This window comes from Streptococcus sp. HMSC034B03 (genome assembly GCF_001838575.1).
GTDB lineage: Bacteria > Bacillota > Bacilli > Lactobacillales > Streptococcaceae > Streptococcus > Streptococcus anginosus.
In genome coordinates, this window is the sequence record NZ_KV837637.1 from 221,696 (window position 1) to 244,691 (window position 22,996).

General features: G+C 40.9%; 22 protein-coding genes. 1 reads left to right on the plus strand and 21 read right to left on the minus strand.

The features are described from left to right. Positions 1-36: 36 nt before the first annotated feature. From HMPREF2634_RS09010 to HMPREF2634_RS09035, 6 genes are all read right to left on the minus strand, one after another. Positions 37-1,413: an amino acid permease gene (locus HMPREF2634_RS09010; RefSeq protein WP_021001312.1), complete on the minus strand. Its 1,377-nt coding sequence runs from the start codon at positions 1,411-1,413 to the stop codon at positions 37-39. A 366-nt stretch (positions 1,414-1,779) separates the two neighbouring features. Further along, the gene (trxB, locus tag HMPREF2634_RS09015) at positions 1,780-2,691 is read right to left on the minus strand and encodes a thioredoxin-disulfide reductase (RefSeq protein ID WP_003025866.1); all 912 of its coding nucleotides are present in this window, start codon (positions 2,689-2,691) and stop codon (positions 1,780-1,782) included. 62 nt (positions 2,692-2,753) lie between these two features. Continuing rightward, positions 2,754-2,978 carry a DUF4059 family protein gene (locus tag HMPREF2634_RS09020; protein WP_003025868.1) on the minus strand — a complete coding sequence of 75 codons (225 nt, stop codon included), beginning with the start codon at positions 2,976-2,978 and terminating at the stop codon, positions 2,754-2,756. Between the two features lie 108 nt (positions 2,979-3,086). Continuing rightward, positions 3,087-3,830, minus strand: coding sequence for an amino acid ABC transporter ATP-binding protein (locus tag HMPREF2634_RS09025; protein ID WP_003025869.1), 744 nt, complete (start codon positions 3,828-3,830; stop codon positions 3,087-3,089). Beyond that, complete coding sequence (locus HMPREF2634_RS09030) at positions 3,830-4,639, minus strand: amino acid ABC transporter permease (RefSeq protein WP_021001311.1); 810 nt, start codon at positions 4,637-4,639, stop codon at positions 3,830-3,832. The genes HMPREF2634_RS09025 and HMPREF2634_RS09030 overlap by 1 nt, the downstream gene beginning before the upstream one ends. 159 nt (positions 4,640-4,798) lie before the next feature. Beyond that, positions 4,799-6,142, minus strand: coding sequence for a DEAD/DEAH box helicase (locus tag HMPREF2634_RS09035; protein WP_070836494.1), 1,344 nt, complete (start codon positions 6,140-6,142; stop codon positions 4,799-4,801). Between the two features lie 157 nt (positions 6,143-6,299). Between HMPREF2634_RS09035 and pbp3 the strand changes: the two genes are divergently transcribed. Further along, entirely contained in the window at positions 6,300-7,541 is a 1,242-nt protein-coding gene (gene pbp3, locus HMPREF2634_RS09040) for a D-alanyl-D-alanine carboxypeptidase PBP3 (RefSeq protein ID WP_021001309.1), read from the plus strand. 456 nt (positions 7,542-7,997) lie between these two features. Here pbp3 and sufU read toward each other — a convergent pair whose 3' ends face one another. The 15 genes from sufU to cas6 form a co-directional block, all read right to left on the minus strand. Beyond that, positions 7,998-8,453 carry a Fe-S cluster assembly sulfur transfer protein SufU gene (sufU, locus tag HMPREF2634_RS09045; protein ID WP_003025879.1) on the minus strand — a complete coding sequence of 152 codons (456 nt, stop codon included), beginning with the start codon at positions 8,451-8,453 and terminating at the stop codon, positions 7,998-8,000. Next, positions 8,440-9,672, minus strand: coding sequence for a cysteine desulfurase (locus HMPREF2634_RS09050; protein WP_021001308.1), 1,233 nt, complete (start codon positions 9,670-9,672; stop codon positions 8,440-8,442). The genes sufU and HMPREF2634_RS09050 overlap by 14 nt, the downstream gene beginning before the upstream one ends. Positions 9,673-9,687: 15 nt before the next feature. Then, a complete protein-coding gene (gene sufD / locus HMPREF2634_RS09055; protein ID WP_021001307.1) occupies positions 9,688-10,950 on the minus strand; it encodes a Fe-S cluster assembly protein SufD in 1,263 nt (420 codons plus the stop codon). A gap of 39 nt (positions 10,951-10,989) precedes the next feature. Continuing rightward, complete coding sequence (sufC, locus tag HMPREF2634_RS09060; protein WP_041783992.1) at positions 10,990-11,760, minus strand: Fe-S cluster assembly ATPase SufC; 771 nt, start codon at positions 11,758-11,760, stop codon at positions 10,990-10,992. A gap of 92 nt (positions 11,761-11,852) precedes the next feature. Then, the gene (locus HMPREF2634_RS09065) at positions 11,853-13,019 is read right to left on the minus strand and encodes a glycosyltransferase family 4 protein (protein ID WP_041783991.1); all 1,167 of its coding nucleotides are present in this window, start codon (positions 13,017-13,019) and stop codon (positions 11,853-11,855) included. Further along, entirely contained in the window at positions 13,010-13,762 is a 753-nt protein-coding gene (gene mecA / locus HMPREF2634_RS09070; protein ID WP_021001304.1) for an adaptor protein MecA, read from the minus strand. Before mecA ends, HMPREF2634_RS09065 begins: the two co-directional genes overlap by 10 nt. Positions 13,763-14,226: 464 nt before the next feature. After that, positions 14,227-14,811 (minus strand): hypothetical protein, encoded by a 585-nt coding sequence (locus HMPREF2634_RS10330; RefSeq protein ID WP_373878982.1) that lies wholly within the window; start codon positions 14,809-14,811, stop codon positions 14,227-14,229. Positions 14,812-15,027: 216 nt separating this feature from the next. Then, on the minus strand, positions 15,028-15,507 hold the full coding sequence (locus HMPREF2634_RS10335; protein WP_373878983.1) for a type III-A CRISPR-associated CARF protein Csm6: 480 nt from the start codon (positions 15,505-15,507) through the stop codon (positions 15,028-15,030). Positions 15,508-15,516: 9 nt separating this feature from the next. Next, complete coding sequence (locus HMPREF2634_RS09080) at positions 15,517-16,674, minus strand: type III-A CRISPR-associated CARF protein Csm6 (protein ID WP_022527056.1); 1,158 nt, start codon at positions 16,672-16,674, stop codon at positions 15,517-15,519. Beyond that, positions 16,671-17,765 carry a type III-A CRISPR-associated RAMP protein Csm5 gene (gene csm5, locus HMPREF2634_RS09085; protein ID WP_070836495.1) on the minus strand — a complete coding sequence of 365 codons (1,095 nt, stop codon included), beginning with the start codon at positions 17,763-17,765 and terminating at the stop codon, positions 16,671-16,673. The genes HMPREF2634_RS09080 and csm5 overlap by 4 nt, the downstream gene beginning before the upstream one ends. A 1-nt stretch (position 17,766) precedes the next feature. Continuing rightward, on the minus strand, positions 17,767-18,666 hold the full coding sequence (gene csm4, locus HMPREF2634_RS09090) for a type III-A CRISPR-associated RAMP protein Csm4 (protein WP_070836496.1): 900 nt from the start codon (positions 18,664-18,666) through the stop codon (positions 17,767-17,769). A 1-nt stretch (position 18,667) separates the two neighbouring features. After that, positions 18,668-19,330, minus strand: coding sequence for a type III-A CRISPR-associated RAMP protein Csm3 (gene csm3 / locus HMPREF2634_RS09095; RefSeq protein ID WP_070836497.1), 663 nt, complete (start codon positions 19,328-19,330; stop codon positions 18,668-18,670). A gap of 1 nt (position 19,331) precedes the next feature. Then, positions 19,332-19,712, minus strand: coding sequence for a type III-A CRISPR-associated protein Csm2 (csm2, locus tag HMPREF2634_RS09100; RefSeq protein ID WP_022527060.1), 381 nt, complete (start codon positions 19,710-19,712; stop codon positions 19,332-19,334). A 3-nt stretch (positions 19,713-19,715) separates the two neighbouring features. Further along, positions 19,716-21,953, minus strand: coding sequence for a type III-A CRISPR-associated protein Cas10/Csm1 (gene cas10 / locus HMPREF2634_RS09105; RefSeq protein ID WP_070836498.1), 2,238 nt, complete (start codon positions 21,951-21,953; stop codon positions 19,716-19,718). Continuing rightward, entirely contained in the window at positions 21,934-22,668 is a 735-nt protein-coding gene (gene cas6, locus HMPREF2634_RS09110) for a CRISPR-associated endoribonuclease Cas6 (RefSeq protein WP_070836499.1), read from the minus strand. Before cas6 ends, cas10 begins: the two co-directional genes overlap by 20 nt. Between the last annotated feature and the right edge of the window lie 328 nt (positions 22,669-22,996).

Below are 22,996 nucleotides of genomic sequence, written 5' to 3' on the forward strand. Positions count from 1 at the left end.
AAAAGTCGCAAATTTATCCTTGGTTTTATTATATTATTATTTATCTTTAAATTTCAATTGGCTATAAATACCAAATACAAGTATCCAAATAGCTGAACCGATTGCTCCTACAACGGTTGATTTTTGTAAAAAGAGGGTTATAAATACAAAGGCAAAGAAGAGCAAAGTAAGAGGATTGAGAAACTTATAGGCTGGCATTAGATAGCCATCTGCCATAAATTCTTTTGATTTTCTGTATTTCAAGTGAGCAATCATAGTGAGTGCATAGATAGCAATATAAACTCCTGATGAAGAAGCAGTAATCAAAGCAAAGGAGTCTGATACTCCTGGTAATACCTGAATAAAAGCAGCTAATGCAATCACTACCGCTGAGGTCAAAATAGCGTTTTGCGGAACATTTTGTCTGGATAATTTCCCAGCACCGATTCCATTCAAAAAGCGATTAGGTGAATCATGTGCAATTTGATACAAATGACGCCCAGTCGAATACAAGGTAGAGTTCAAAGCTGAAGCAGCTGAAGTCAATACGACAAAGTTAATCAAAGCTGCAGCCCATTTAAGGCCTGCCAACTTGAAAACAATCACAAAGGGAGAATCTGTGGTTGCTAAATCCCGCCAAGGGATAATCGCCATAATTGCAAGCAAAGAGCCACCGTAGAAAAGAACGATCCGCAAGGGGATTTCTTTAATAGCCTTTGGCAATACCTGCCGAGGATTTGCCGTTTCAGACGTTGTGATTCCAATAAATTCAATAGCTTGATAAGCAAAGAAGACCATTTGAAAGCCCATGACAAAACTCATAAAACCATTAGGAAATAATTGGAAATTTTGACTGATATTGCTGATGCTGGCTACACCATTGGGCGTTTTAAAGCCTGTCAACACCATAAAAATCGCTGTCACAATCAAAGCAATAATCGCTACAATCTTAACCATGGCAAACCAAAATTCAACTTCACCAAAAACTCGGACTGCAATCAGATTGACCATGCTCAAAACGGCAAGGAAGACGATTTGAATCAGCCATGCTGGCCAAGTCGGAAACCAAAATTGGACGTACTGTGCAACTGCCGTGATTTCTGCCATACCGATAAAAATGAGGGAAATCCAATAGGACCAACCAGAAAAATAACCCCAGCCATTCCCAAGATACTTGGTAATGAAGTTGATAAATGTGTGCTGGTCTGGATCATAATACAACATCTCTCCAATCGCCCGCATCATCAAATACATAAAGACGCCGGTCAACATGTAAATGAGAATAATTGACGGCCCTGTCAGACTAATCGAACGTCCTGCTCCTAAAAAGAGACCCGTTCCAATTGTCCCAGCAATAGCAATGATTTGGACATGACGATTTTTTAAGCCACGTTCCATTTTATTCTTATTATTTTCAGAATTCTTTTCACTCATACGAAGCCTCCTTTTCACATGAACTTTTCCATTGTACCACAATTCTGACAATTTCACTAGTCATTTATGAGAGCACGAGAATTGAACAAATCAAAAGAAACCCTTTCATTTCCAATCCTCCAATGCATTACTTGTTTTTCATTAAGCAAAAAGAAGCTGGAATAAGTGCTCAGCTTCCTTTGTTTATATCGTGCGTTTAGAGTACACTTAATGCTGGAACAAAAGTCTAAAGACATTCGCTTTACAAGTTCGAAAGAATACCTTTGTCAAACACTTCGTTTTTTATCCACCACCTAAACTGCTGAGAAGCCTTGCGTGGCTGAGACTACGAAACAAAAATTTTCAAGATGATTTTGGTCTTTCGCTCTAAAAATTCTCTGTGATATACTTGTAGACTTCTTGCCCTGCAACCGCTCCGTCACCGACAGCTGTCGTTACTTGGCGAAGATCTTTTTCGCGAACATCTCCAATAGCATAGATGCCAGAAATAGCCGTTTTCATATGATTATCGGTTACAATCCAGCCTGCTTCATTGGTAATGCCCAAATCTTTGGCAAACTCACTAACTGGATCTAAACCAACATAGATAAAGACACCGCCAAATTCATGTTCAGATATTTCACCCGTTTTGACATTCTCTACCATAACGCTGCTAACGCGCTTGTCACCTTTGATTTCCTTCACAACTGAATCCCAGATAAAATGAATTTTTTCATTGGCAAATGCACGTTCTTGCAGTAACTTTTGGGCTCGCAATTCATCGCGCCGATGAATAATCGTCACCGTTTTTGCAAAACGAGTCAAAAATACAGCCTCTTCCACCGCAGAGTCGCCTCCACCGACCACAAGCAAATCTTCATCTCGGAAAAAGGCTCCGTCACAGACTGCACAGTAAGACACCCCGCGGCTGTTTAATTCTTCTTCACCCGGAACTCCTAGATGACGATGAACAGCTCCAGTCGCAATAATAAGCGTCTTGGTTTCAAAAATCTCATCTTCTGTAAAGACTTTTTTTATTGCTCCTTGGTGTTCGATTTTTTCAACAGAGCCAAACAAATGCTCCACTCCCAAATTTTCGAGCGGTTCAAACATTTTTTCGGCTAGTTCTGGACCACTGATATTAGCATATCCAGGATAATTTTCAATATCTGAGGTATTGTTCATTTGTCCGCCTGGAATGCCACGTTCCAAAAGAGCCACTTTAAGATTACTTCTAGCAGCATAAAGCGCAGCTGTCATGCCTGCTGGTCCAGCTCCAATAATAATTGTGTCGTACATAAATTTACTTCCTTTATTGTAATCACTGTTATTCTAACGTTATTAAGCTCTTTTTTCAAACATTATGCTCTGAAGATAAGCAGAATCCCCATCATTGCAAAGGATAAAATCGGAATCGTCATCACTGCAATCAATAGCATATCATACAGATGAGCTTGTCGATCTTTGATTGTTTTATCAACACGGCGAACAGCACGCAGCCCAATCCATAATCCGAGAAAACTCCCTACCAATAGCGCCGTAATCAGTAAACTCTCTAGATAGAGTAAAAAAACTTGAGACAGCATAGTCACTCCTCTATTCCCTAATTTTTGTTAAAGGCATTCAAAACAAATGCCGCAAACTTGAAAATAAACCCAGCTAGCAAGGCCAACTGGGCTTCTTTTTCTATTATATCAAATATATGTCCGTTTGTAACTGGCAAAAAATTCTTTTGTGCGTTCTTCTTTAGGGTGGTTCATTATTTCATCTGGAGTTCCCATTTCAATAATGTGCCCCTTATCCAAAAACAGCACTTTATCTGCCACTTGAGACACAAAAGACATGTCATGGCTGACTAAAATCATGGTCTGACCAGCCTTGGCTGCATCTGCAATGGATTTTTCAACTTCCCCTACTAGTTCAGGATCAAGCGCTGATGTTGGCTCGTCTAAAAGCAAAACATCTGGCTTCATCGCAAGCGCACGCGCCAAAGCGACACGTTGTTTTTGTCCACCTGACAGATGACGTGGATAGTGATTTTCACGGTCTGACAGACCAACTTTTGCCAGTTCTTCTTTGGCAAGATTCGTCGCTTCTTGGTCTGATAATTTTTTTACAACCAATAAACCTTCTTTGACATTGTCCAAAGCCGTCCGACGCTCAAAGAGATTAAACTGCTGAAACACCATAGCTAACTTTCGTCGCAAGGTTAGGATTTCTTCCTTGCTAATCGTAGAAAAATCAACAGTAAAATCATCAATGGCAATCGTGCCGCTGTCTGGCTGTTCCAGATAATTCAAACTGCGTAAGAAAGTGGATTTCCCCGCACCAGATGAACCAATTAAAGCAACCACTTCTCCTTTTTGAATCTCTAAACTAAGATTGTTTAAAACCATTTGTCCAGAAAAGGATTTGCTGAAATTTGAAATACGAATCATTATCGAACATCTCCTTTCGCCTGTATTTGTGGATTGAGATTATCAGGCGCTTCAATCGCCATTTTCTTTTCGATAAACCGCCCAAATGCTTCAATCACAATATTCACGCCCCAATAGACAAGAGCAACCGAGATAAAGCGCTCGAAGTAGCGATAATCTGCACCACCCAAAATCTGCGCTTGAGCAAAAATCTCAACAACTCCTGCACTGAAAGCCAAGGAAGTTCCTTTGGTCAAGCCAATCAAAGAGTTAATCAAGGTCGGTGTGGCAACCACTGCGGCATTGGGAATAATAACACGGCGGTAAACCTGTCTGTTTGTCATTCCCAAACTACGAGCCGCTTCAATTTCTCCAGCATCAACAGACAAAATCGCCGCTCGAATGGTTTCACTAGCGTAAGCCGCTTCATTAAAAGCAAAAGCTACAATGGCAAATAGATAGGCTGGAATAGCATTGATATTCAGACCCGTACCGAATCGCAAGTTGATGGCCTTCAGAAGCAAAGGAATCCCATAATAAGTCAGCATGAGCTGAACAAGCACTGGTGTCCCTCGCAAAAAACTAACGAAAAAAGCCTGCAGAGGATATAAAATTTTCACACGGTTGATTTTGACAATAGCAAAAATGAGAGCCAAAATCAAGCCAAAAAAAGCTCCTCCTAAGGTCAGTAGTAGTGTTGTTGGTAATTTTTCGATAATTCTTGGTAGTCCGTCAAACACAGAGCGCCAGCTAAAAAGCTGTCCGTCTGGAATCTTTTGAACCAATTCTTGATACCAATTAGAGGTTAAAACCGCTGTTGTAACAATCATAGTAACTTCCCTTTCTCGATAATATCTAATTCTATCACAATTTTTTTATTTCACCAATTATTTACTACGATAAAAATAGACTAGCAAGACTAGTCTATCACATTCGTTCTCTAAAGAATAATTGTTTTTATTTATGAGAGTGATAAAGAAATTTTAAGACTAAAAACTTTGACGTTTCGCTTTTCTTTCTGCACGACCGCGTGCGCGATTTTCAGCTCTTTTTGTCTTACGGCGTTTTTCATTGACAGCCCACTGGATTTTTTTCTTATAGCCCGGTTTGATTTTCTTCTTTTTCTTTTTAACCAGACCAATCATTTCCGTGTCCAATTTTTCCTGTGTTTTTTCACGATTGGCACGGCGATCGCGGTCATAGGTATCTTGAAATTCTCCGTTTTTAATCATCTTGGGAATGAAGTGGATACCCATTTTCTCCAGCTCACGAATATCTGAATCATCGCTCGGTTGATAAAGTGTAATAGCCGTACCTGGCAGTCCATTTCTGCCAGTTCGTCCCACTCGGTGAATGAAGAAGGACAAATCTTGCGGAATCGCATCATTGATGACATGACTAACGCCTTCAATATCAATTCCCCGCGCAGCTAAATCTGTCGCAACAATGTATTCAAAATCTAGGTTCTTCACCTGATTCATAATCCGTTTTCGCTCCCGCGGTGCAATATCCCCATGAATCTTTGCCACCTTGAGACCTTGCGCTGTCAAATAGCTATGCAATTCATCCGCTCGTGTCTTAGTATTGACAAAAATCATAGCTAGATAAGGCTGTAGGAGCTGTGTGATTTCATAAATCTGCGCATTCTTATCACGTCCTTTTGTTGAAATCAGCCAATTTTCAATAGTATCTGAAATAACCGTTTTGGTTTTGATTTGCTCAATGACCGGGTTGGATAGATATTTTTTTAAAAATGGCTGCAATTTTTGCGGAATGGTCGCAGAAAAGACTAGAAATTGCAAATCCTTCGGCAAACTGGACGCAATCTTATCCACTGTTTCTAAAAAGCCCATATCCAAGGTCATATCTGCTTCATCAACGACAAAGGTATTCGCCTTATGAATGGCTAAGTCACCTGATTCGACCAAATCATAAATGCGTCCTGGTGTGCCAATGACAATATGTGGTTGACTGGAACTCAATTTCCCAATCTGACGATTTTTATCCGTCCCACCGACATAGTTAGCAACTCGAATTTCCTTATCAGAAAAAGCAGCAATTTGGCGTGCAGCCTGATAAATCTGCCTAGCCAACTCACGACTAGGAGCGGTAATAACGACCTGAACACTATCTGCATCTTCATTCAGCTTTTGAAAAATCGGCAGCAAGAAAGTGTGTGTTTTCCCTGAACCTGTTTTGGACTCTCCCACCAAGTCACGACCAGCAAGCACAACCGGAATGAGTTTTTCCTGGACTTCTGTCGCCTCAACAAAGTTCAAATCTTTAAGTGCCTCTTGAATGTAATCTTTAAACTTAAATTCTGTAAATTTCATGTTTTCCTCTATTCGTCTCTTATCCTATCTATTATACCAGAACTTGCTTTAAAAATAAAAATGAATCATGTTTTTCTCTTCTTATTTCCTCCCTTTTCTATGAAGCTCTCCTTATTTTATGATACAATAATAATAAGTTTACAAAAAAGGGATGACCATGAAAAAATTTATTATTACTCTTGTAACGACTCTCTTGATCTTCCTAGCTCCTACAGTTTTAGCGGACAACTTTGAAGTAGGTGCTAAGCATGCTATCGCAGTTGACGTTGCAACCGGAAAAATTTTGTATGAAAAAGATGCTAATCAGCCAGTTGAAATTGCTTCTATTACTAAACTACTAACAGCCTATTTAGTCTATGAAGCGATTCATCAAGGAAAATTCACTTTACAAACTTCCGTAGATATTTCTGACTACCCTTATCAACTAACCGTTAATTCGGACGCCAGTAACGTTCCTTTGGAAGCTAGAAAATATACTGTCGAAGAACTGTTAGAAACTTCTTTAATAGCAAGTGCTAATAGTCCAGCGATTGCCTTGGCTGAAAAAGTTGCCGGTAGTGAGAAAAAATTTGTGGATTTGATGAAAGCTAAATTGCAACAATGGGGAATCAAAGGTACTACTATCATCAATGCTTCTGGGCTGAATAATTCTGTTTTAGGAGAGGAACATATTTATCCTAGTTCAGGAAAAGAAGACGAAAATAAAATGAGCGCCCACGATGTTGCCATTATTGCTCGGCGTTTAATCCTTGATTACCCAGAAGTTCTAGAAATCACCCAAAAAGCTACGTCTAACTTTGCAGGCATGACGCTTACATCGTCCAACCACATGCTCAAAAATATGCCCGCCTTTCGAGCTGGAGTAGATGGCCTCAAGACTGGAACTTCTGATAAAGGAGGCTCTTCCTTTGTCGGAACAATCCAGCAAAGAGGGATGCGTTTGATTACGGTTCTCCTCAATGTTGATCATGCAGATGAGGATGAGAATGCCCGCTTTACAGCTACCTCTAGATTTATGACCTATATTTATCAGCAATTCACAGTCCAAACTCTTGTGAAAAAAGGTGAAGCCTACAATAAAAGCTCTGCTCGCATCATTAATGGGCAAAAAGATGAAGTCACTGCTGTTGCTAGTGAAAAACTCACCATTGTGCGGAGATACAATCATAAAAAACCGACTGTTCATTTTACAACTGATAAAAACGGTTATCCCACTCCTTTAAAAAAGGGTGTCATTGTTGGGAAATTGACCTATACTGATAATGATTTGATTGGAAAAGGCTATCTTGACAAGAAGCCACCAACTATTTCCATGCTTTCAGCGGAGAAAATTGGTCGTCCTTTCTTCCTCAAATCATGGTGGAATGAATTCGTACAATATGTCAATGAAAAATTATAAACGAGCGAAATAGAAATCAGTATTTCGTAGAAGCTTGATTTCATCGTTCATCTCCGCATAGTTCGAAAGACTTGAAAAACCTTTTGAGGTTGGAAATAAGCAAATGTAACTTAATGACAAATGGGCTGTAAAAGTTGATATAGAACATATTATAGCTCATTCAATAGTAATTGGGAATGTGACAAAACTCAAAATCAAAAATTTTTAGTTTGTAGTCTCATTCCCACAAGGCTGCTCAACAGCCTGAGAGACTGTCGAGGTGGCAGATAAAGAAAACAAAGTTTTCGTCAAAAGTACTCTTCCAAGCTTGAAAAGCGAATCGCCTTGAGACTTGCTTTTCAAGCTCTATCCGTAACCTCAACGCAGTGCTTTGAGTAATTAGCTACTGCGTCTGTAATGCTAACGATATAAACAAAGAAAGCTGAGCACTTTTGTCTCAGCTTATTTATTTTAGCTTCATTTACTCAACTTTTCAGAATTTCCAGCTTCCTCAATCGCCTTTTTAAGAGCGTTCCAACCTAAGGTTGAGCATTTGATGCGTTGAGGGAACTTAGCAACACCAGCTAAAAAAGCTGCGTCTCCTAGTTCCTTTTGCTGCTCATCGTCCTTACCTTGCACCATTTGAGAAAAAATTTCTGCCAAAGCTAGCGCTTCATCCTTCGTCTTCCCTAGGACTACATCCGTCATCATACTGGCTGAAGCTGTAGAAATACTGCAGCCAGAATTCACAAAGGCAATATCTTCAATCATGCCCTGCTCATCAAATTGAACCGACAGGCTGATGACATCACCGCACGTAGGATTGTTGAGACTAACTTGTTCTACACCCTCCAATCGACCTTGATGATGAGGGTGAGCTGAATGGTCCGTCACAACTGCTTTATAAAGGCTATTTAGTTTAGAAAGTGCCATCGAAAAACTCCTTTGTTTTCTGCAAAGCTTCAACAAGCTTGTCGCAATCTGCTTTGGTATTATATAGATAAAAACTAGCTCGAACAGTCGCTGACACTCCTAGGTAACTCAACAAAGGTTGAGCACAGTGATGTCCAGCCCGTACAGCCACGCCTTCATAGTCCAGAGCTGTTGCTACATCATGAGGGTGAAGCCCAGCTAGATTAAAGGAAATAACACCTGACCGCTGAGTCAAGTCCTCCGAACCATAAATGGTAAGCCCCTCAACAGCTTGTAATTTTGGAAATACATAAGCTATCAATTCCTGCTCATACTGATGAACTGTTTCCATTCCAATCTTGTCCAGATAGTCAATGGCGGCAGCTAGACCTATAGCACCAGCTATATTGGGTGTGCCTGCTTCAAACTTCCAAGGCAACTCTTTCCATGTCGCTTCTTGTTCATAGACAAAATCAATCATTTCCCCACCAAATTCGACAGGCGACATTTGCTCAAGTAGCTCTTCTTTGCCATAGAGAACACCGATACCAGTCGGACCTAGCATCTTGTGACCCGAAAATGCAAAGAAATCAACGTCCAAGTCTTGTACATCAATCTTCATGTGAGGAACTGATTGAGCTCCGTCCACCACTAAAAGAGCATTTGTCTGGTGCACTAACTCTGCTATTTCTTTTATGGGATTCACCACACCTAGTACATTAGAAACATGCGCCAAAGCAACAAATCGCGTCTTTTCAGTCAATTTCGACTGAAAGTCAGCGAGGTCTAACATACCGTCTTTCAGATAAGCATAAATCAATCTAGCACCTGTTTCCTTACAGGCTTCCTGCCAAGGAATGATATTGGAATGGTGCTCCATAACGGAAATCAGCACTTCGTCGCCTGGCTGCAAGACACTTTCGGCATAACGCGCTACCCAATTGAGTCCCGTTGTCGTTCCTCTCGTAAAGAGAACTTCTTTCGTTGAAGCGGCATGGATAAAGGAGCGCGCTCGTTCCCGCGCAGCTTCATAAGCTGCCGTTGCCCGTTCTGCTAGTGTATGAACACCACGATGAACATTGGCATTATCATTTTCGTAATAATCCGTAATCGCTCTTAAAACCTGCCTTGGCTTTTGGGTCGTTGCTGCATTGTCCAAATAGACTAGTGGCTCATCATTGACAATTTGATTCAAAATTGGAAAGTCCTTCCGAACAGCTTCTACATCAAGTTTAGACATTTCTTTTCCTATCTCTTACTTCTTAGCCAAAATTTCATCAATATTTTCAATCATCTCAGCACGCACTTCTTTGACTGGAATTTCAACGATAACAGAGCCTAAGAAGCCACGCACAACTAAACGTTCCGCAGTCGCCTTATCCAGTCCCCGACTCATGAGATAGTACATATCTTCTGGATCCACCTGACCGATAGACGCCGCATGCCCTGCTGTCACATCATTTTCATCAATCAAAAGAATAGGATTAGCATCTGAACGTGCTTTATCAGACAACATGAGCACTCGACTTTCCTGTTGAGCATCTGCTCCCTTGGCTCCCTTGATAATGTGACCGATTCCGTTAAAAGTCAACGTTCCCTTTTCCAAAATCACTCCATGTTGGAGGATATTACCAATCGAATTGCAACCGTAGTTGGTGACACGACTGTCAATCCCTTGTATCTGTCTACCACGAGAGAGAGCCACCACTTTCATATCCGCATGACTGCCACGACCAAACAAATCACTGTCAAAATCAGCAATCACATCGCCTTCATTCATGACCCCGATTGCCCAGTCAATCATTGAATCATCGTCTAACTTACCCCGACGACTGATATAGGCGGTCACATTTCCCCCCAGACGGTCAATAGCTGAAAACTTAATCTGAGCACCAGCCTGTGCAATCACTTCCACCGTGATATTAGCAGTCACGGGAACAGTCCCAGAGCCATAGGTCTCCAGACGCTCCAAATAGGTAAACTTGGAATGCTTCCCTGCGATAATCAGGATATGCTTGTTAAATGGCACATCACTTTCACTATCTTGGTAAAAAATGCCTTCAATGGGCTGATTGATTTCAACATTATCTGGAATATAGAGCACCGCTCCACTATTGAAATAAGCTGTATGGTAAGCTGCTAGCTTATCTTCGTCATATTTAACAGCAGACATAAAATGTTTCTCAATGATTTCTGGAATTTCCTCAAGAGCAGAATAAAAGTCTGTGAAGATGACACCCTGCTCCGCCAAGTCAGCCGGCAATTGCTCTAAAGCAGTCTGCGTCCCAACCTGAACCAATGTCAAATGGTCATTCAGTGCTGTAAAATCAGGCACATTTGCAAGAACCTCACTTTCTGACAGCGTGCCGTCTCCCAAATTCCAGCGGTGAAATTTCACCCGCTCAATAACAGGCAGTTCCAACTTATCTATTTTATCAAAGGCAGCTTGACGGAGATTTGCCAACCACTCAGGCTCCGCATGCATTTGTGAAAAATGTTTAATGGTTTCTTTTGTCATTTCATTCTCCTATCTTTTCTAAGTAAAAAGAAAGGTTGACTAGACTTCTTCTTGGTAATCAAAACCAAGTTCTTCAGCCAATTTGGCATAACCTTCCTGCTCCAAACGAACAGCTAATTCCGGACCACCAGAAGCAACTACACGCCCATCCATCATGATATGGACCACATCAGGCGTAATATAATTCAACAGACGTTGATAGTGCGTAATAATCATAGCACCAAAATGTTCACCACGCATAGCATTGACGCCCTTAGACACCACTTTCAGTGCATCAATATCTAGTCCAGAGTCAATTTCATCCAGTAGCGCAAAAGTTGGCTCTAGCATCAACAATTGCAAGATTTCATTGCGTTTCTTTTCACCGCCAGAAAAGCCTTCATTCAGATAACGCTCGGCCATTTCCTCTTTCATATTCAGCAATTCCATTTTTTCGTCCAATTTCATGATGAAATCACGAACAGAAATTTTTTCGTCGTCTTCTTTACTTGCATTCATAGCTGCACGCAAAAATTCTGCATTGGTAATGCCTGGAATTTCACTTGGATACTGCATAGCAAGAAAAAGCCCCATGCGAGCTCGTTCGTCCACATCCAATTCTAAAATATTGACACCGTCAAAGAGAACTTCCCCTTCGGTTACCTTGTAATTTGGATTTCCCATAATCGCTGCTGATAAGGTGGATTTTCCCGTACCGTTTGGCCCCATAATGGCGGCTACTTCTCCTGTTTTAAGAGTCAGATTAACTCCTTTTAAAATTTCCTTTCCTTCGATTTCTACGTGGAGATCCTTGATTTCTAAGACAGACATGGTAAATTTTCCTTTCTTTGTAACCATAATATACCTTATAAGTATAGCAAAAAAAAGCCAAAAAGGCTTTTATTTTGTTTTAATTTAAGATTCTATTTCTTTCTTCTATTTCTGAATTTTGTACGAATTTCTTCTCGATAAGCAGAATTTCCGATAAAACGAAGGATATTGAGTAGCGGTGTTCGATTTGGACCCAGAACACCAATTAGTTCTACCAAAAGTTCCACTCCAAAAAGTAGTCCAATAATTAACAGCGTCCCACCGATACGGCTCGAAACATTTAGCAAAAGAGAAATCATGGCAAAAATCATAGAAATGCCATAAATAACCAAAACTGTCCCACGGTGGGTCAAGCCTAAAGAGAGCAGGCGGTGATGAAGATGACGTTTATCGGGGGTATAAAATTTTTGTCCAGATAAAGTTCTACGCACAATCGCTAAAAATGTATCTGTAATCGGCACTCCCAGAATAATCATCGGAGTAATCACAGCGACAGCTGTCGCATTTTTCAAGCCTTGCAATGACAAAACCGCAATCATAAAACCGATAAACAGCGCTCCTGTATCTCCCAGATAAATAATAGCGGGGTGGTAATTGTAAGGGAAAAATCCTGCGATAGACATGACCAAGACAAAAATAGTTAAGGTTAGAAAAACATTGTGATCTGGCAAGAAAAAGTAGGAAACAATCCCCATTGTCACCAGCGAAATAATGGATACACCACTCACTAATCCGTCCAACCCGTCAATCAAATTAACGGCATTGGTAATCGAAATAATCCAGATAACGGTTAAAATGAAAGACAACCAAGGAGCAAAGTGCAGCAGCGACCCACCAAAAGGGATTTTAAAATGATTCAAACGAAAATCCGTCAATAACCAAATCAAACTGGCAGCCAACACAATTCCTGACATCTTTGCTAAAGGCTTCAACTCTTTCACATCATCAATAAGGCCTGTTAAGGCAATGATGCCGCCTCCTAAGACAACAGGCCAAATATAATCAAAATAACTTTTTCCATGAAAGGTTGCCTGCACAATCATCGGCATAAAAACAAGCGTAGCAACCGAAAAAGCAATGACAATAGCTAAACCGCCGCTGCTTGGCATCGGCTTTTTGTTGATTCTCCGAGCATTTGGATAATCAACCGCACCTATTTTAAATGCCAATAGACGCACCAAAGGCGTGAGAATCACACCGATGAAAAAGGTTCCAAGCAACACCAAAATGAATTTTAAAGGGAAGGGAATCATAAGCATTTAACCTTTTGAAGACTGGCAACCGCCTCGTTGACAAGCAATAAGTAACCGTGTTCTTGCAAAACAGCTCTTGTCACATCCGTATCCTCTGCATGCTCACGCATCAAAGCCAGGAGCCAAGCTGGATAACGCTTTGGACGCCCTTCAATATCAACCAAGATTGTCAAATAATAGTGGTCGTCCATTTTGTACAACTCCGAAGTATTGACAGCATAATCTACTGTCTTAGAAAAAACAATTGCTTCTTTCAGGCTAGAAAATTTCAAAATGTAATAAATATATTTCTGCGTTAGTTCGTCACTATTTTCCTCTGACTCCATATCAGAAGTGCTTGTGTTATCGTCTGCTTCCGCCGTTTCCAAAGAACGAACAGCCTCCATATCGTCTTTACTTTTCTCAAAAATATTTTTTTCTAATGTCTTTAAAAATTCATCAGGAGACATTTGAGACAGCTCTTCTACATCTGGCAAATCTGCCAAATCATCGAAGTTCAGATTCTTATCAATCTTAGACTTGGTGACAAAGACATCCAATCGGTCGGGCTTTGGTGTCACACGAAAACTGAGCATGCCGCTATCTAAAAAGCTCTCTGGCATTTCCAACTCATCTAAAATCGCATAGAAAAACTCTTCTGTTTTTTCTTGTGGGACTAGAAAATCTGCCATTTCCATCCCACGTTCCTCTAAATCCTCTAATTTTATTGTGATTTTAATCGTTGTATCACTAATTTGCTTCATTTCCATAGGCATTACCTCATACTTCTAGTCTTTTCATTATACTAAAATTTCGGGTTTTTTACAAAAAATAGACAGCCTTTGTTTTCTTTTGCAATTCAAACTTCTAAGAGACATTTTGCCTCAAGAACTTTTGAACTTCAAAATAACAAAAAGCGCCCACTAGAGCGATTTTTATCTATTTTGTCCCCTCTCGAGGTAATATGGGTTACTAACCGGATATTAAAGTCCGTAAGTTGCAAGGTAAAGAGAGTTTCCGTCCCCTCTCGAGGTAATATGGGTTACTAACAAGATAAGAATACGGGAAAATTGATTCATTATATTGTTTCCGTCCCCTCTCGAGGTAATATGGGTTACTAACCCTATATTTTGTACATAAATACCAGAAAACCACCATATCTTGTTTTAACAGCCCAAAAGTGGAAACTTCTTTGATTATAACATATTTTGAACCAAAAAGGAAGAACTGAGAGCTACTTGAGCAGTTTAAGTAACTCCTCATTCTTAACATCGTAATAGGAGAATCGTTCTTCTCTAATATCATAGTTGGACTGGAGGATATCCTTTAATGTTCCCAACAAGGCGCGCAATCTTTTTGAGCTAATTGCCTTTTTATCGATTTCAGCGAGACCATGCGCTAGACGATTTCTTTCCCCGTTGAAACTCTTCACTAATTTGATACTTTCCAGTAAAGACTCTTCCGCCTGATAAAATTCCAAAATATTGCTAAAAGACAAAAGGTTCAAAGTAGAAGTCTTGTTATAGACTCTTTCCTTGCTTTCACTCCCACGCTCCTTCTTCATCTCATGCTCCAGATAGTCAATGATAGCATCGGCATCTGGGTGCGACAGGTTTAGCTTGGGAAGATTTTCCTTTCTGACGATTAAGCCCGGATGTTCGGATTGGATTTTTTCTTCCAAGATATACTCTGCCAAAGACTTCGCCTTGATGAGCACATCAGCGATTTGACCCCGGCGATTTAAAATATCAATCATCAGGTAATAGTTGAGAGCTTTAACAGCCTCTTGGCTATCCCCTTCCCGAGCCAAATCCTGCAAAATGGCCTGCTTTTCAAAAACATCGGTAAAATTATTTAAAATATTGCATGCCTTGGCTCTTTGCGATTTAGAAAGGATCTTATTATTTTTTTCCTGCAAGATAGCCAAGGCAGCCGCATAATCATAACGCTTAATTAACTGACACAGATAGCGTTTGACTAGAGACTGATTGAACTTTTCAGACTGGTCTTCTAAACTGCGATTTTCAAAATCTTCCTAATTGTCTTTATTGCTATCAATCAATTCCTCAATCGGTAGTTCTGTGGCTGGATTAAAAGGTCTGTTGGCTGATTTTTCAGGAGTAGCCACCTGCACCGCCCGAATGTTGTAATTATTGATGCGATTGACCGCAAACATGGCGGAAATAATCTGCGGTGTAGCAGACGAAAGGTTCAAAATCAGTTCATCCTCATCGCTCAGATAACGCTCAATAATCTGAGTGATTTCTGCGTACATTTTGTCAAAAACATAGACTTCATCATTTTTAAGGATTGTTGGGTCAATCATAATTTCCGGATTGTAGCCGTCAATAGACTGCAAAGCTGCTTGAATCCGGTCTTTTTTTACCAGCATTTCCTCACTGTAAATCAAGACTACCTTGTTCGGTCGGTAAATACGGCACAAATGCAAGAGGGCTCCGTCGTGATTTTTTGTAATAGGGTCGGTGGTCCCGACAGCAGAGATTAAAATTTTCATCTTATCGTCCTAACTTAAATCTTCTAATAATTTCTTGTTCATTTCATCGTAAAAGGCAAATAGTTTCCTATCAAAAGAATACCAGTCCTGAATCAGGTCTTTCAGAGATTTCTGGGCAGCCCCCAAAAGTTTAACATCTTCTTCTTTCAGGGGATTAAGACTGTGTGCAACTGCATTTCTGGACTCATTCAGATCCAAAATAGGTTTAATCTGTTTTAAGAGCTGCCATTCCTGTCTCTTTTTAAGAATTTTTCTGAAATCCCAGATAGACAGATATTTAAGCTCATCCTCTTCAATATCCTGTAGTTCCTGAGGATAATGTCTTTGGATGTAATCCTCCAGCATAAACTCAGCCAAGGACTTGGTACGAATAAAGCACTCCATCACATTTCCTCTTTTGACCTGCAGGTCAATGGTCAGGTAAGCATTTAAAACCTTCTTCTCTGTTTCACCCAGTTTCCTTTTGGCCAGTCGCTTTGGGATATCCTGAATATTAAGGGCGGTTACTAGATTGCTCAGTTCTTCCCTGACCCTTTTCAACTGAGTGGTAGCAGCCAGTTGCTGAATCACTTCTAAAGCAGCCTTGTAGTCATGATTCTCAATCAGAGTGCGAGCAGTACGCTTTAAGATAGATTGTTTAAACTTCTCCGATTGATCTTCGACTGTACGATCCACAAAGTCAGGATTATTGTCTTCGTTGGTCTCAATCAATTCAGCAATATCCTCCTCATTATCATGCCCGAGACCTTCATTAGACGCATTAACAGGATTTACCACCTGAACGGCCTTGACATTGATGTCATTAAGGCGATTTAGGATGAACAAAGCAGCTTTCATCTGAGGCGTTCCGCTGGACAAGTTTAAAATGAACTCATCTCCTGTATTTAGATATTCCTGAAGAATTTTCCAGATTTGGTCGTACATGACATCAAAAAGAAATACTTCTGAATTTGGAAATACTGAGGGATGCGGAAAAATTTCAGGATGATAATCCTCAGATATAGACTGAATGGCTTGAGTAATCCTGTCGTTCCTTTCAACTGTACGTTCAGAATGCAAAATAATAACCTTATCGGGACGATACTTCCTTACGATATGAAGTAGGGAGCCATCATGAAAAGCCCGAATGGGATCTGTATCTCCAACTGTCGAAATTACTATTTTCACACTTTTACCTCCTGAATAATGAAATTGGCCTTACCCATTTCATACAGATTTTCATTATTTTTGACCAACTTTCTCACCTGTCCTTTGACAGAAAATGATTTATTTTCAGCTCTAGTCAGTTTAAGTACGCCTTTCCCAATCATCTTTGTTTTTAAGCGTTCGTATCTCTTTTGTAAAATCCCATCAGCTTGTCTGAAAATGGTCTTTGTCCAGGATCCACTGCCGGCCCCTAGATAGATAGGATATTGGACATTATCCTGAATGTATCTTTCAGAAAAACCGTCCAAAAAGAAGTCTTTGTAGCTATTGTAGAAATCAAAGGAAAGCTGGTCCAAACTTCTTATCATGCTGGCTGCTCTTTCAGTTGTAGTAGTAATGGTAAATTCTGCTACAGTGAAGGGAGGAAGAGCCTCCCGATAGAGAGGAAGAGCCCGTAGCTTATCTCCTGATTCTTTACTGGACTTGTCCAGTTTTTGAACCAGAATGATGTCTTCATTCTTAAAATCAATCCCATTGATCTTAAGGGACTGACTGTCGCTGACCCGAATTTCGTTAAAAAGATCGTCGAAATCTTTACCAGATTTTGCCCCCCAAGAGATGACAGTTTTATCTTCCTTTTCTTTTCCCCTATGTCCAGTCACAAAATCAGCATCTTTCCATTCGGGATGGGTATTTAAGAGAATGGTACGAATAGCCCCTTTGAGACTGGAGCCGGGAATATAGGGCTGACCAAAACCATCGCGGACAATCTTGTAAATCTCATTGAGAGTTCCTAGACTAGATTTATCATTTTCATAACCACTTTCTTTAATCTTGTAACCACCAAAGTTTCTGTCTTTAATGCGGTTGTCATCAGCAAAAGAGACCAGACGATTATTGACAGCTCTCGCCCCATACTCCATCAGAAAGGCTTCAAATCTACGGTCCAAACCTTTGGCTACCATACTAGCATAGAATTTTCCCATATCCGGGAAATAAAAGCTGTCATTTTCATAAATAAACTCCTGGCTGGTGTACTTTTCTCCACTTCCGATATGAACCGGAGCCATGGTACGCAGCGTGAATTTAAATGTTTTGTAATCACTCTTCATCCTAGACCTCCAGTTTGTAAAATAGCGGTTTGGCAAAGTTTAACACAGGATGCGGGAAACCTTTTGGTCGGACATCAACTATCTGTCCTCTGAAAGTTTCAGAGAAAGTCGATCCCACCTTAAACTTATACAGGTCCTGCTTACGATAGTTGGATGCTTCGCTCGTGCTAAAGGCAAATCCGCTTGATTTAGTCAACAGGTACTTACTTCCGGCCATGGCAGCTTCCAATTCATCATCTACCGGCAAGGCGCTTGTCAAAAGCATGACCTCCCGATCTAATGATTGGGTCAGTTTTCGGGCCAAGTCACTCGGCAAATCATGAATTTCTAAATCAAAGTGACCGTAACCACTGCTTCTCTTACCTCCAATACCAGAATACTGCAGCCCGGTCATCAAAAGATCAAAGAGTTGGCTTTGCTCAGCAATCACATAGAGTTTGCTGTCTTTGGCATAAGTCTTTGTCCCAACCTGAAACAAACCACCCTCTTTCAGAGGCTGATTCTTGGTAACAAGACTGGATTTTGCACAAACTTTCGCTTCCAAACTGTGACCATTTAGAAAGTTCTCAAAGTCTGACAGACTAATATAGTTTAATTTTTTTGATTTTTTAGCCTGCTGGCGCATTTCCTGAACATCCAAATCCTGAGGTAACTTGTCCAGACTTGGATAGCCGATTGGCTTAGGCAGAAAGGCTTCTCCTTTATAGGGAAAGGCATCTGATAGTACAAAGCTCTCCCGATTTGCCAGCTCAAGAAAATCATCCAGCTTATCCGCTTTAATGGCCTCTAAGACCAAGGCGGAAAAAAGGCGATCGGCAGAAAAGGTCAGACTGGCAGTATCCAGTTTCCCACTTCCAAAATGAGCGGATTGGAAATCCATCATATACATCTTGTAGGTCATATCAGACCTCCGTTTTTAATAATTGATTCAACTGACCTTCATCATACTGACCAAAGACTGTCTGAGCCTGAAGGTCTTCAAAGACAACTTTACCGTATCCGCGACTTCCAGAACCGCCCAGATAATCAAGCTCCAAGAGCTTCAAACCGTCAACAATAGCCTGAATATCCTCGTTAACCTCACCCGCAGACTTGTCATTGATTTCATAAATCAACTCGAAACCAAAGCGACTCTCCCGGATAGCGCGTTCAATCTGCCGTGGATTGGCTACTGCAGTAATTCGGTCGATGGTATTTTCAAATTTGACCTCAGTATAACTCTTGGCCCCCTTGGCATCAAGGTCATCTTTGTTCAGGAGAAAGGCATCACGGAAGATGAGGCGGCCGATTTTATAATCTTTTGAATCGTGATTTCCGAAGAGACGGCTGAGTACTTCTCCGTCTTCTTTAGGAGACTTAGCGAGTTTATCATTATAAACACGAGCCAGGAGGGTTCTCATTTTTCCCTTGATACTGGAACCAGGAATAATTGGAAGATTGGTGATTGGATCTTTGATAACAGGAGAGTCCGTGGCTCCAATAGCTGCAAAGGCGTTGCTGGTACCGATGTGCAAGCCTGTTTCCAAGCGAATCTGAGCAGTAATTTTCACTTTTGCGTATGTCATATTAATCTTTCCCTCCATAGAATTTAAAATAGGCAACCAAGGCTTCCATATAGCGACAGAAACGCTGCAGCGTTTCCTTATTAGAGACTTCTTTGAGAGCTTCTAGTATCTGAGCCTGCTGAACCAAATCTTTTACTGCAAATTCTCGACCTGACTGATAGACGAACTGAACTCGCAGATAAGCAATCTTATCCTGCAGGTCGGGGTAGCCTTTTACATTGCTTTCATCAAACAATGCACTTGTCAAACTCAGCAAGTGGCGAATCTTGCTGGTAGTCAGCAAGAAGGCATCAGGATTTCTCCTATCCCGATTATTTCTTTTTAATGATTTGATTGCCGCCTCAGCCTTGTCCACATAGTTGTCATCTGTTAAAATTGCCATTCCTTAATCCTTTCTAATTTCATAAATATAGAGTAAGAGTGCCATTTCAGCTTCTTGTCGTTCTTGTTCACCGCCTGTATACCAAGCCCAGAAAATGTTTTTAAATTCTTTGAACTTTTCTTTTTCCTCCTTGGAAGCAGCGTCTTCCAAGCGAGCCAGCAGATAAGCCAGACGGGCTGTATTCAACTTATCATAGGCTCTCAGAAGCTTAATCAAACGATAGATAAAAGCTTTGCCTCTCTCATCCTGTGATTTAAAATACTTGCGAAGCTGCACCAGCTTGCTTTGATAGACACCTTCGATAAACTGGTCAAACTTAAATGTGAAATTTTGTTTAAAGAGCGCGATGCTGTCTTTCCCGTTCGACTTAGCCGCTTCTTCCAAATCTCCGGAATCCTGAGCCATAAGGTGAATCGGTGTCTTATCCGGATAAAGACCAATACCTGCCGACAGGGTTAGTTTCCTATTGGTCCAACTGAGAAACTGCTGACGAAGCTCTACTGTAAAGGCAATAATATCCTGCCATGAACCAATGGCAAAAACATCATCACCACCGGCATAAATAACAGTCAGCTTCTTTCCTCGGGCAAATTGATGAATATAGTACTTGAAGAACAAGCTCATATTCTGTGAAAAGATAGCTGAACGGGCAAAGGTTGAAAAGCGTCCATCTTCCTGACCAGCAAAACCAGCCATAAAAGCAGCACCCAAATCATCCACATCCAGCCGAACGACAGCTAGACGTTTAATTCCCTGCTTTGTCTGACTGTCTCTCGATAGATCGGCATAGTCATAGATCTCAGCCTTTGTGCCATCTTCCTTGATAAAGTTATAGTCACCGACAAAGACTGGTGTGCCTATTGTATCATCTGACCACTTATTTTTCACATAGAGTCTAGCCGGCTGTTTGCCAAGGTCTACTTTTTCCACTGATGTCAGAACTGCACCCGGTCCGATAGGCAGACCAGACTGACTGTCAGAGACGATTTGAAAATAATCCCTGTCAATCTTTTTGGCAAAACCGCTCAGTTCCTGACAGACTGTACACAAGTCATACTCTTCACCTTCACCGTAATGGACTGTTTTGACCTTCTCAACAGAATGACAGATGGCACACTCGCGTTCAGAGCTCCTACCACCTTGATTTAAAAGCAGCAGACTAGCTGCATCATAGCGAGACAGCTTCTTCTCCGAAATCATACGACTGACACCTTGGTAGATTTCCCGATAGTTTTTCAGATAGTCAGGTCCAGAATAGGTATCTACCATAATATCTGCAGCTGAAAATGACTTCCAGCCAAAGGCCACATAGAGACCTGTTTGAAAATGTTCCAAAAAGAACTTGTTAAAGGCTTTTTCAAATTTCACTAGCTGACCAATGGTTTGCTCGGTGTTGGCCAAGATGAAATAGGCATGTCCACCCCCAACATAAAGGGCATTGACTCGGGACAGACCCAACTCGGCCAAAAGACTGTCTACAATATGCTCGCTCATCAAGTCCAGATAGAGGCTACGAGCCTTGAGCTGCTTAGCCGCTCCCTTACTGGCAATATTGTAGATAAAGTCCTGAATTCCTGACAGATCAAAGCTAGCCAGTAAAAAGCTTCGTATCCCATCAAAGGTAGGCAGATCATCCAGCAGATGCTCCTGACCACTATCCTCCAGATAGTCATAAATCGCAGCTGCGAAGCCCGCTGTAAGCTTGCTGTGTTCTGCTAGAGAAATGTCACCCAATTCCTTATCACTGGGAAGTAGAGGCACTGTAGAAAAGAGACTCTGCCAAATATTGAAAAGGGCTGGGAGACTTTCCTCTTCCAATGAAATGTCACATAGTTTTCTTATCAGCTGCTCCAACAGCTCTTGATAGTCTGACTGACTAATGGAGGTTATCTCCTGACTAGCAATAGAAAACTCACTATCATCTGTCAAAAACTCAAATTTCTGATAGCGTAGACCTTCCTTCTTCGCTTTAAAGCGGTTAAAAATATCAGCCAACGGTTGGGAGAACTGCCCATCGGATACTTGTTTCTGCTCAGGTAGACCTCTGACAATAGAATCAGCCAGAGCAATAATCTTGGCTATTTTTTCATTATTCTCTAAGTTCAGCTGTGGTAAACAATTCTGAAGCCAGTCTTTTCCCTCAGCTGGCTCTCCATCAGATCGACCCTGCGAGCGACTGACTAGACGACCGATATTGTAAAACAAAGCCTTGTAAATTAAATCAAGCTTTTCTTTCTTCAATTCTCATCCCTCCCATTCCTAAACTACACTTAGTGCCAACTCCTGAAAATTCTCCAAATCTCAAAAGCATATGAGCATAGGCTTTCAAAGACGATGCTCCTTGAATACGAATCGTCACCCTGCCTCGAAAGGCAGGGTATTTTCGACCGTGAATTGGAAAATAGTGGCTTCTCAACTGATAACTACTAATCTGGCTGTGGTCTGCCAAAAATTGTAAAGTTTCTTCCTCTATCTCTGATTTTCCTTCTATCAATCTGCTGTATTTTTGCATGAGACTTTGAAAAATCAAGCGCGTATCTGGAAAGAGCACAAACTTCCCCTGCCGTTTAAAGGTGGTCGGAGTATAGAAATGGATATATACGATAGAACTAGGATTATCCTCCTGAAAAACTTCCAGCAAACTCTGTTGCGAGAGAGTCTGAATCTCCAGTCCCTTTACAGATATAGATTCTGAGTAAGTATTCAACTGAATCTCTTTTAAGTCCAAAAGCTGAGGCAATATCTCTTCTTCTGCTTCCTGAGCGAGTAGATTAACCGTCCAGATCATTTTTTCTCTCGTGGAGTATAGATTCAAAGAGTAGGGATTTGTTTCTTGCTCATGGAGAAAATCCGCAAAATCTGCCGAAATTCGGCTCATGAGAAATCCCTGTAACTTAGCCACCAGATCATCGTCCCTTATTTCAACCTTTGATAAATGCAATTGTACTTTCTTCACATTTTTAATCCTCCTTACTAAAAAAACGCCCAAAAAGGTGAAAGTATTTTTCACCAATTTAAGGGCGCCCTCTCTGTCTATCAGAACTGTTCTTTACAATCAATATATTAGCATAATGTGAAAACGTTGTCAAGTAGTCTTATGAATTTCACCTAAAAAATCCCCTCTCGAGGTAACATGGGTTATTAACTTAGAGACTATGAAGCCGAAGATGGTTTGTTTACAAGGTTTCCGTCCCCTCTCGAGGTAACATGGGTTATTAACCTGATTTAGGAATCTATAATATGATCCATGAAAAGTTTCCGTCCCCTCTCGAGGTAACATGGGT

Bases quoted from the DNA above. Each gene is read 5' to 3' on its own strand.
- HMPREF2634_RS09010 (WP_021001312.1), bottom strand. From the start codon at position 1,413: ATGAGTGAAAAGAATTCTGAAAATAATAAGAATAAAATGGAACGTGGC.
- trxB (WP_003025866.1), bottom strand. From the start codon at position 2,691: ATGTACGACACAATTATTATTGGAGCTGGACCAGCAGGCATGACAGCT.
- HMPREF2634_RS09020 (WP_003025868.1), bottom strand. From the start codon at position 2,978: ATGCTGTCTCAAGTTTTTTTACTCTATCTAGAGAGTTTACTGATTACG.
- HMPREF2634_RS09025 (WP_003025869.1), bottom strand. From the start codon at position 3,830: ATGATTCGTATTTCAAATTTCAGCAAATCCTTTTCTGGACAAATGGTT.
- HMPREF2634_RS09030 (WP_021001311.1), bottom strand. From the start codon at position 4,639: ATGATTGTTACAACAGCGGTTTTAACCTCTAATTGGTATCAAGAATTG.
- HMPREF2634_RS09035 (WP_070836494.1), bottom strand. From the start codon at position 6,142: ATGAAATTTACAGAATTTAAGTTTAAAGATTACATTCAAGAGGCACTT.
- pbp3 (WP_021001309.1), top strand. From the start codon at position 6,300: ATGAAAAAATTTATTATTACTCTTGTAACGACTCTCTTGATCTTCCTA.
- sufU (WP_003025879.1), bottom strand. From the start codon at position 8,453: ATGGCACTTTCTAAACTAAATAGCCTTTATAAAGCAGTTGTGACGGAC.
- HMPREF2634_RS09050 (WP_021001308.1), bottom strand. From the start codon at position 9,672: ATGTCTAAACTTGATGTAGAAGCTGTTCGGAAGGACTTTCCAATTTTG.
- sufD (WP_021001307.1), bottom strand. From the start codon at position 10,950: ATGACAAAAGAAACCATTAAACATTTTTCACAAATGCATGCGGAGCCT.
- sufC (WP_041783992.1), bottom strand. From the start codon at position 11,760: ATGTCTGTCTTAGAAATCAAGGATCTCCACGTAGAAATCGAAGGAAAG.
- HMPREF2634_RS09065 (WP_041783991.1), bottom strand. From the start codon at position 13,019: ATGCTTATGATTCCCTTCCCTTTAAAATTCATTTTGGTGTTGCTTGGA.
- mecA (WP_021001304.1), bottom strand. From the start codon at position 13,762: ATGGAAATGAAGCAAATTAGTGATACAACGATTAAAATCACAATAAAA.
- HMPREF2634_RS10335 (WP_373878983.1), bottom strand. From the start codon at position 15,507: ATGAAAATTTTAATCTCTGCTGTCGGGACCACCGACCCTATTACAAAA.
- csm5 (WP_070836495.1), bottom strand. From the start codon at position 17,765: ATGAAGAGTGATTACAAAACATTTAAATTCACGCTGCGTACCATGGCT.
- csm4 (WP_070836496.1), bottom strand. From the start codon at position 18,666: ATGACCTACAAGATGTATATGATGGATTTCCAATCCGCTCATTTTGGA.
- csm3 (WP_070836497.1), bottom strand. From the start codon at position 19,330: ATGACATACGCAAAAGTGAAAATTACTGCTCAGATTCGCTTGGAAACA.
- csm2 (WP_022527060.1), bottom strand. From the start codon at position 19,712: ATGGCAATTTTAACAGATGACAACTATGTGGACAAGGCTGAGGCGGCA.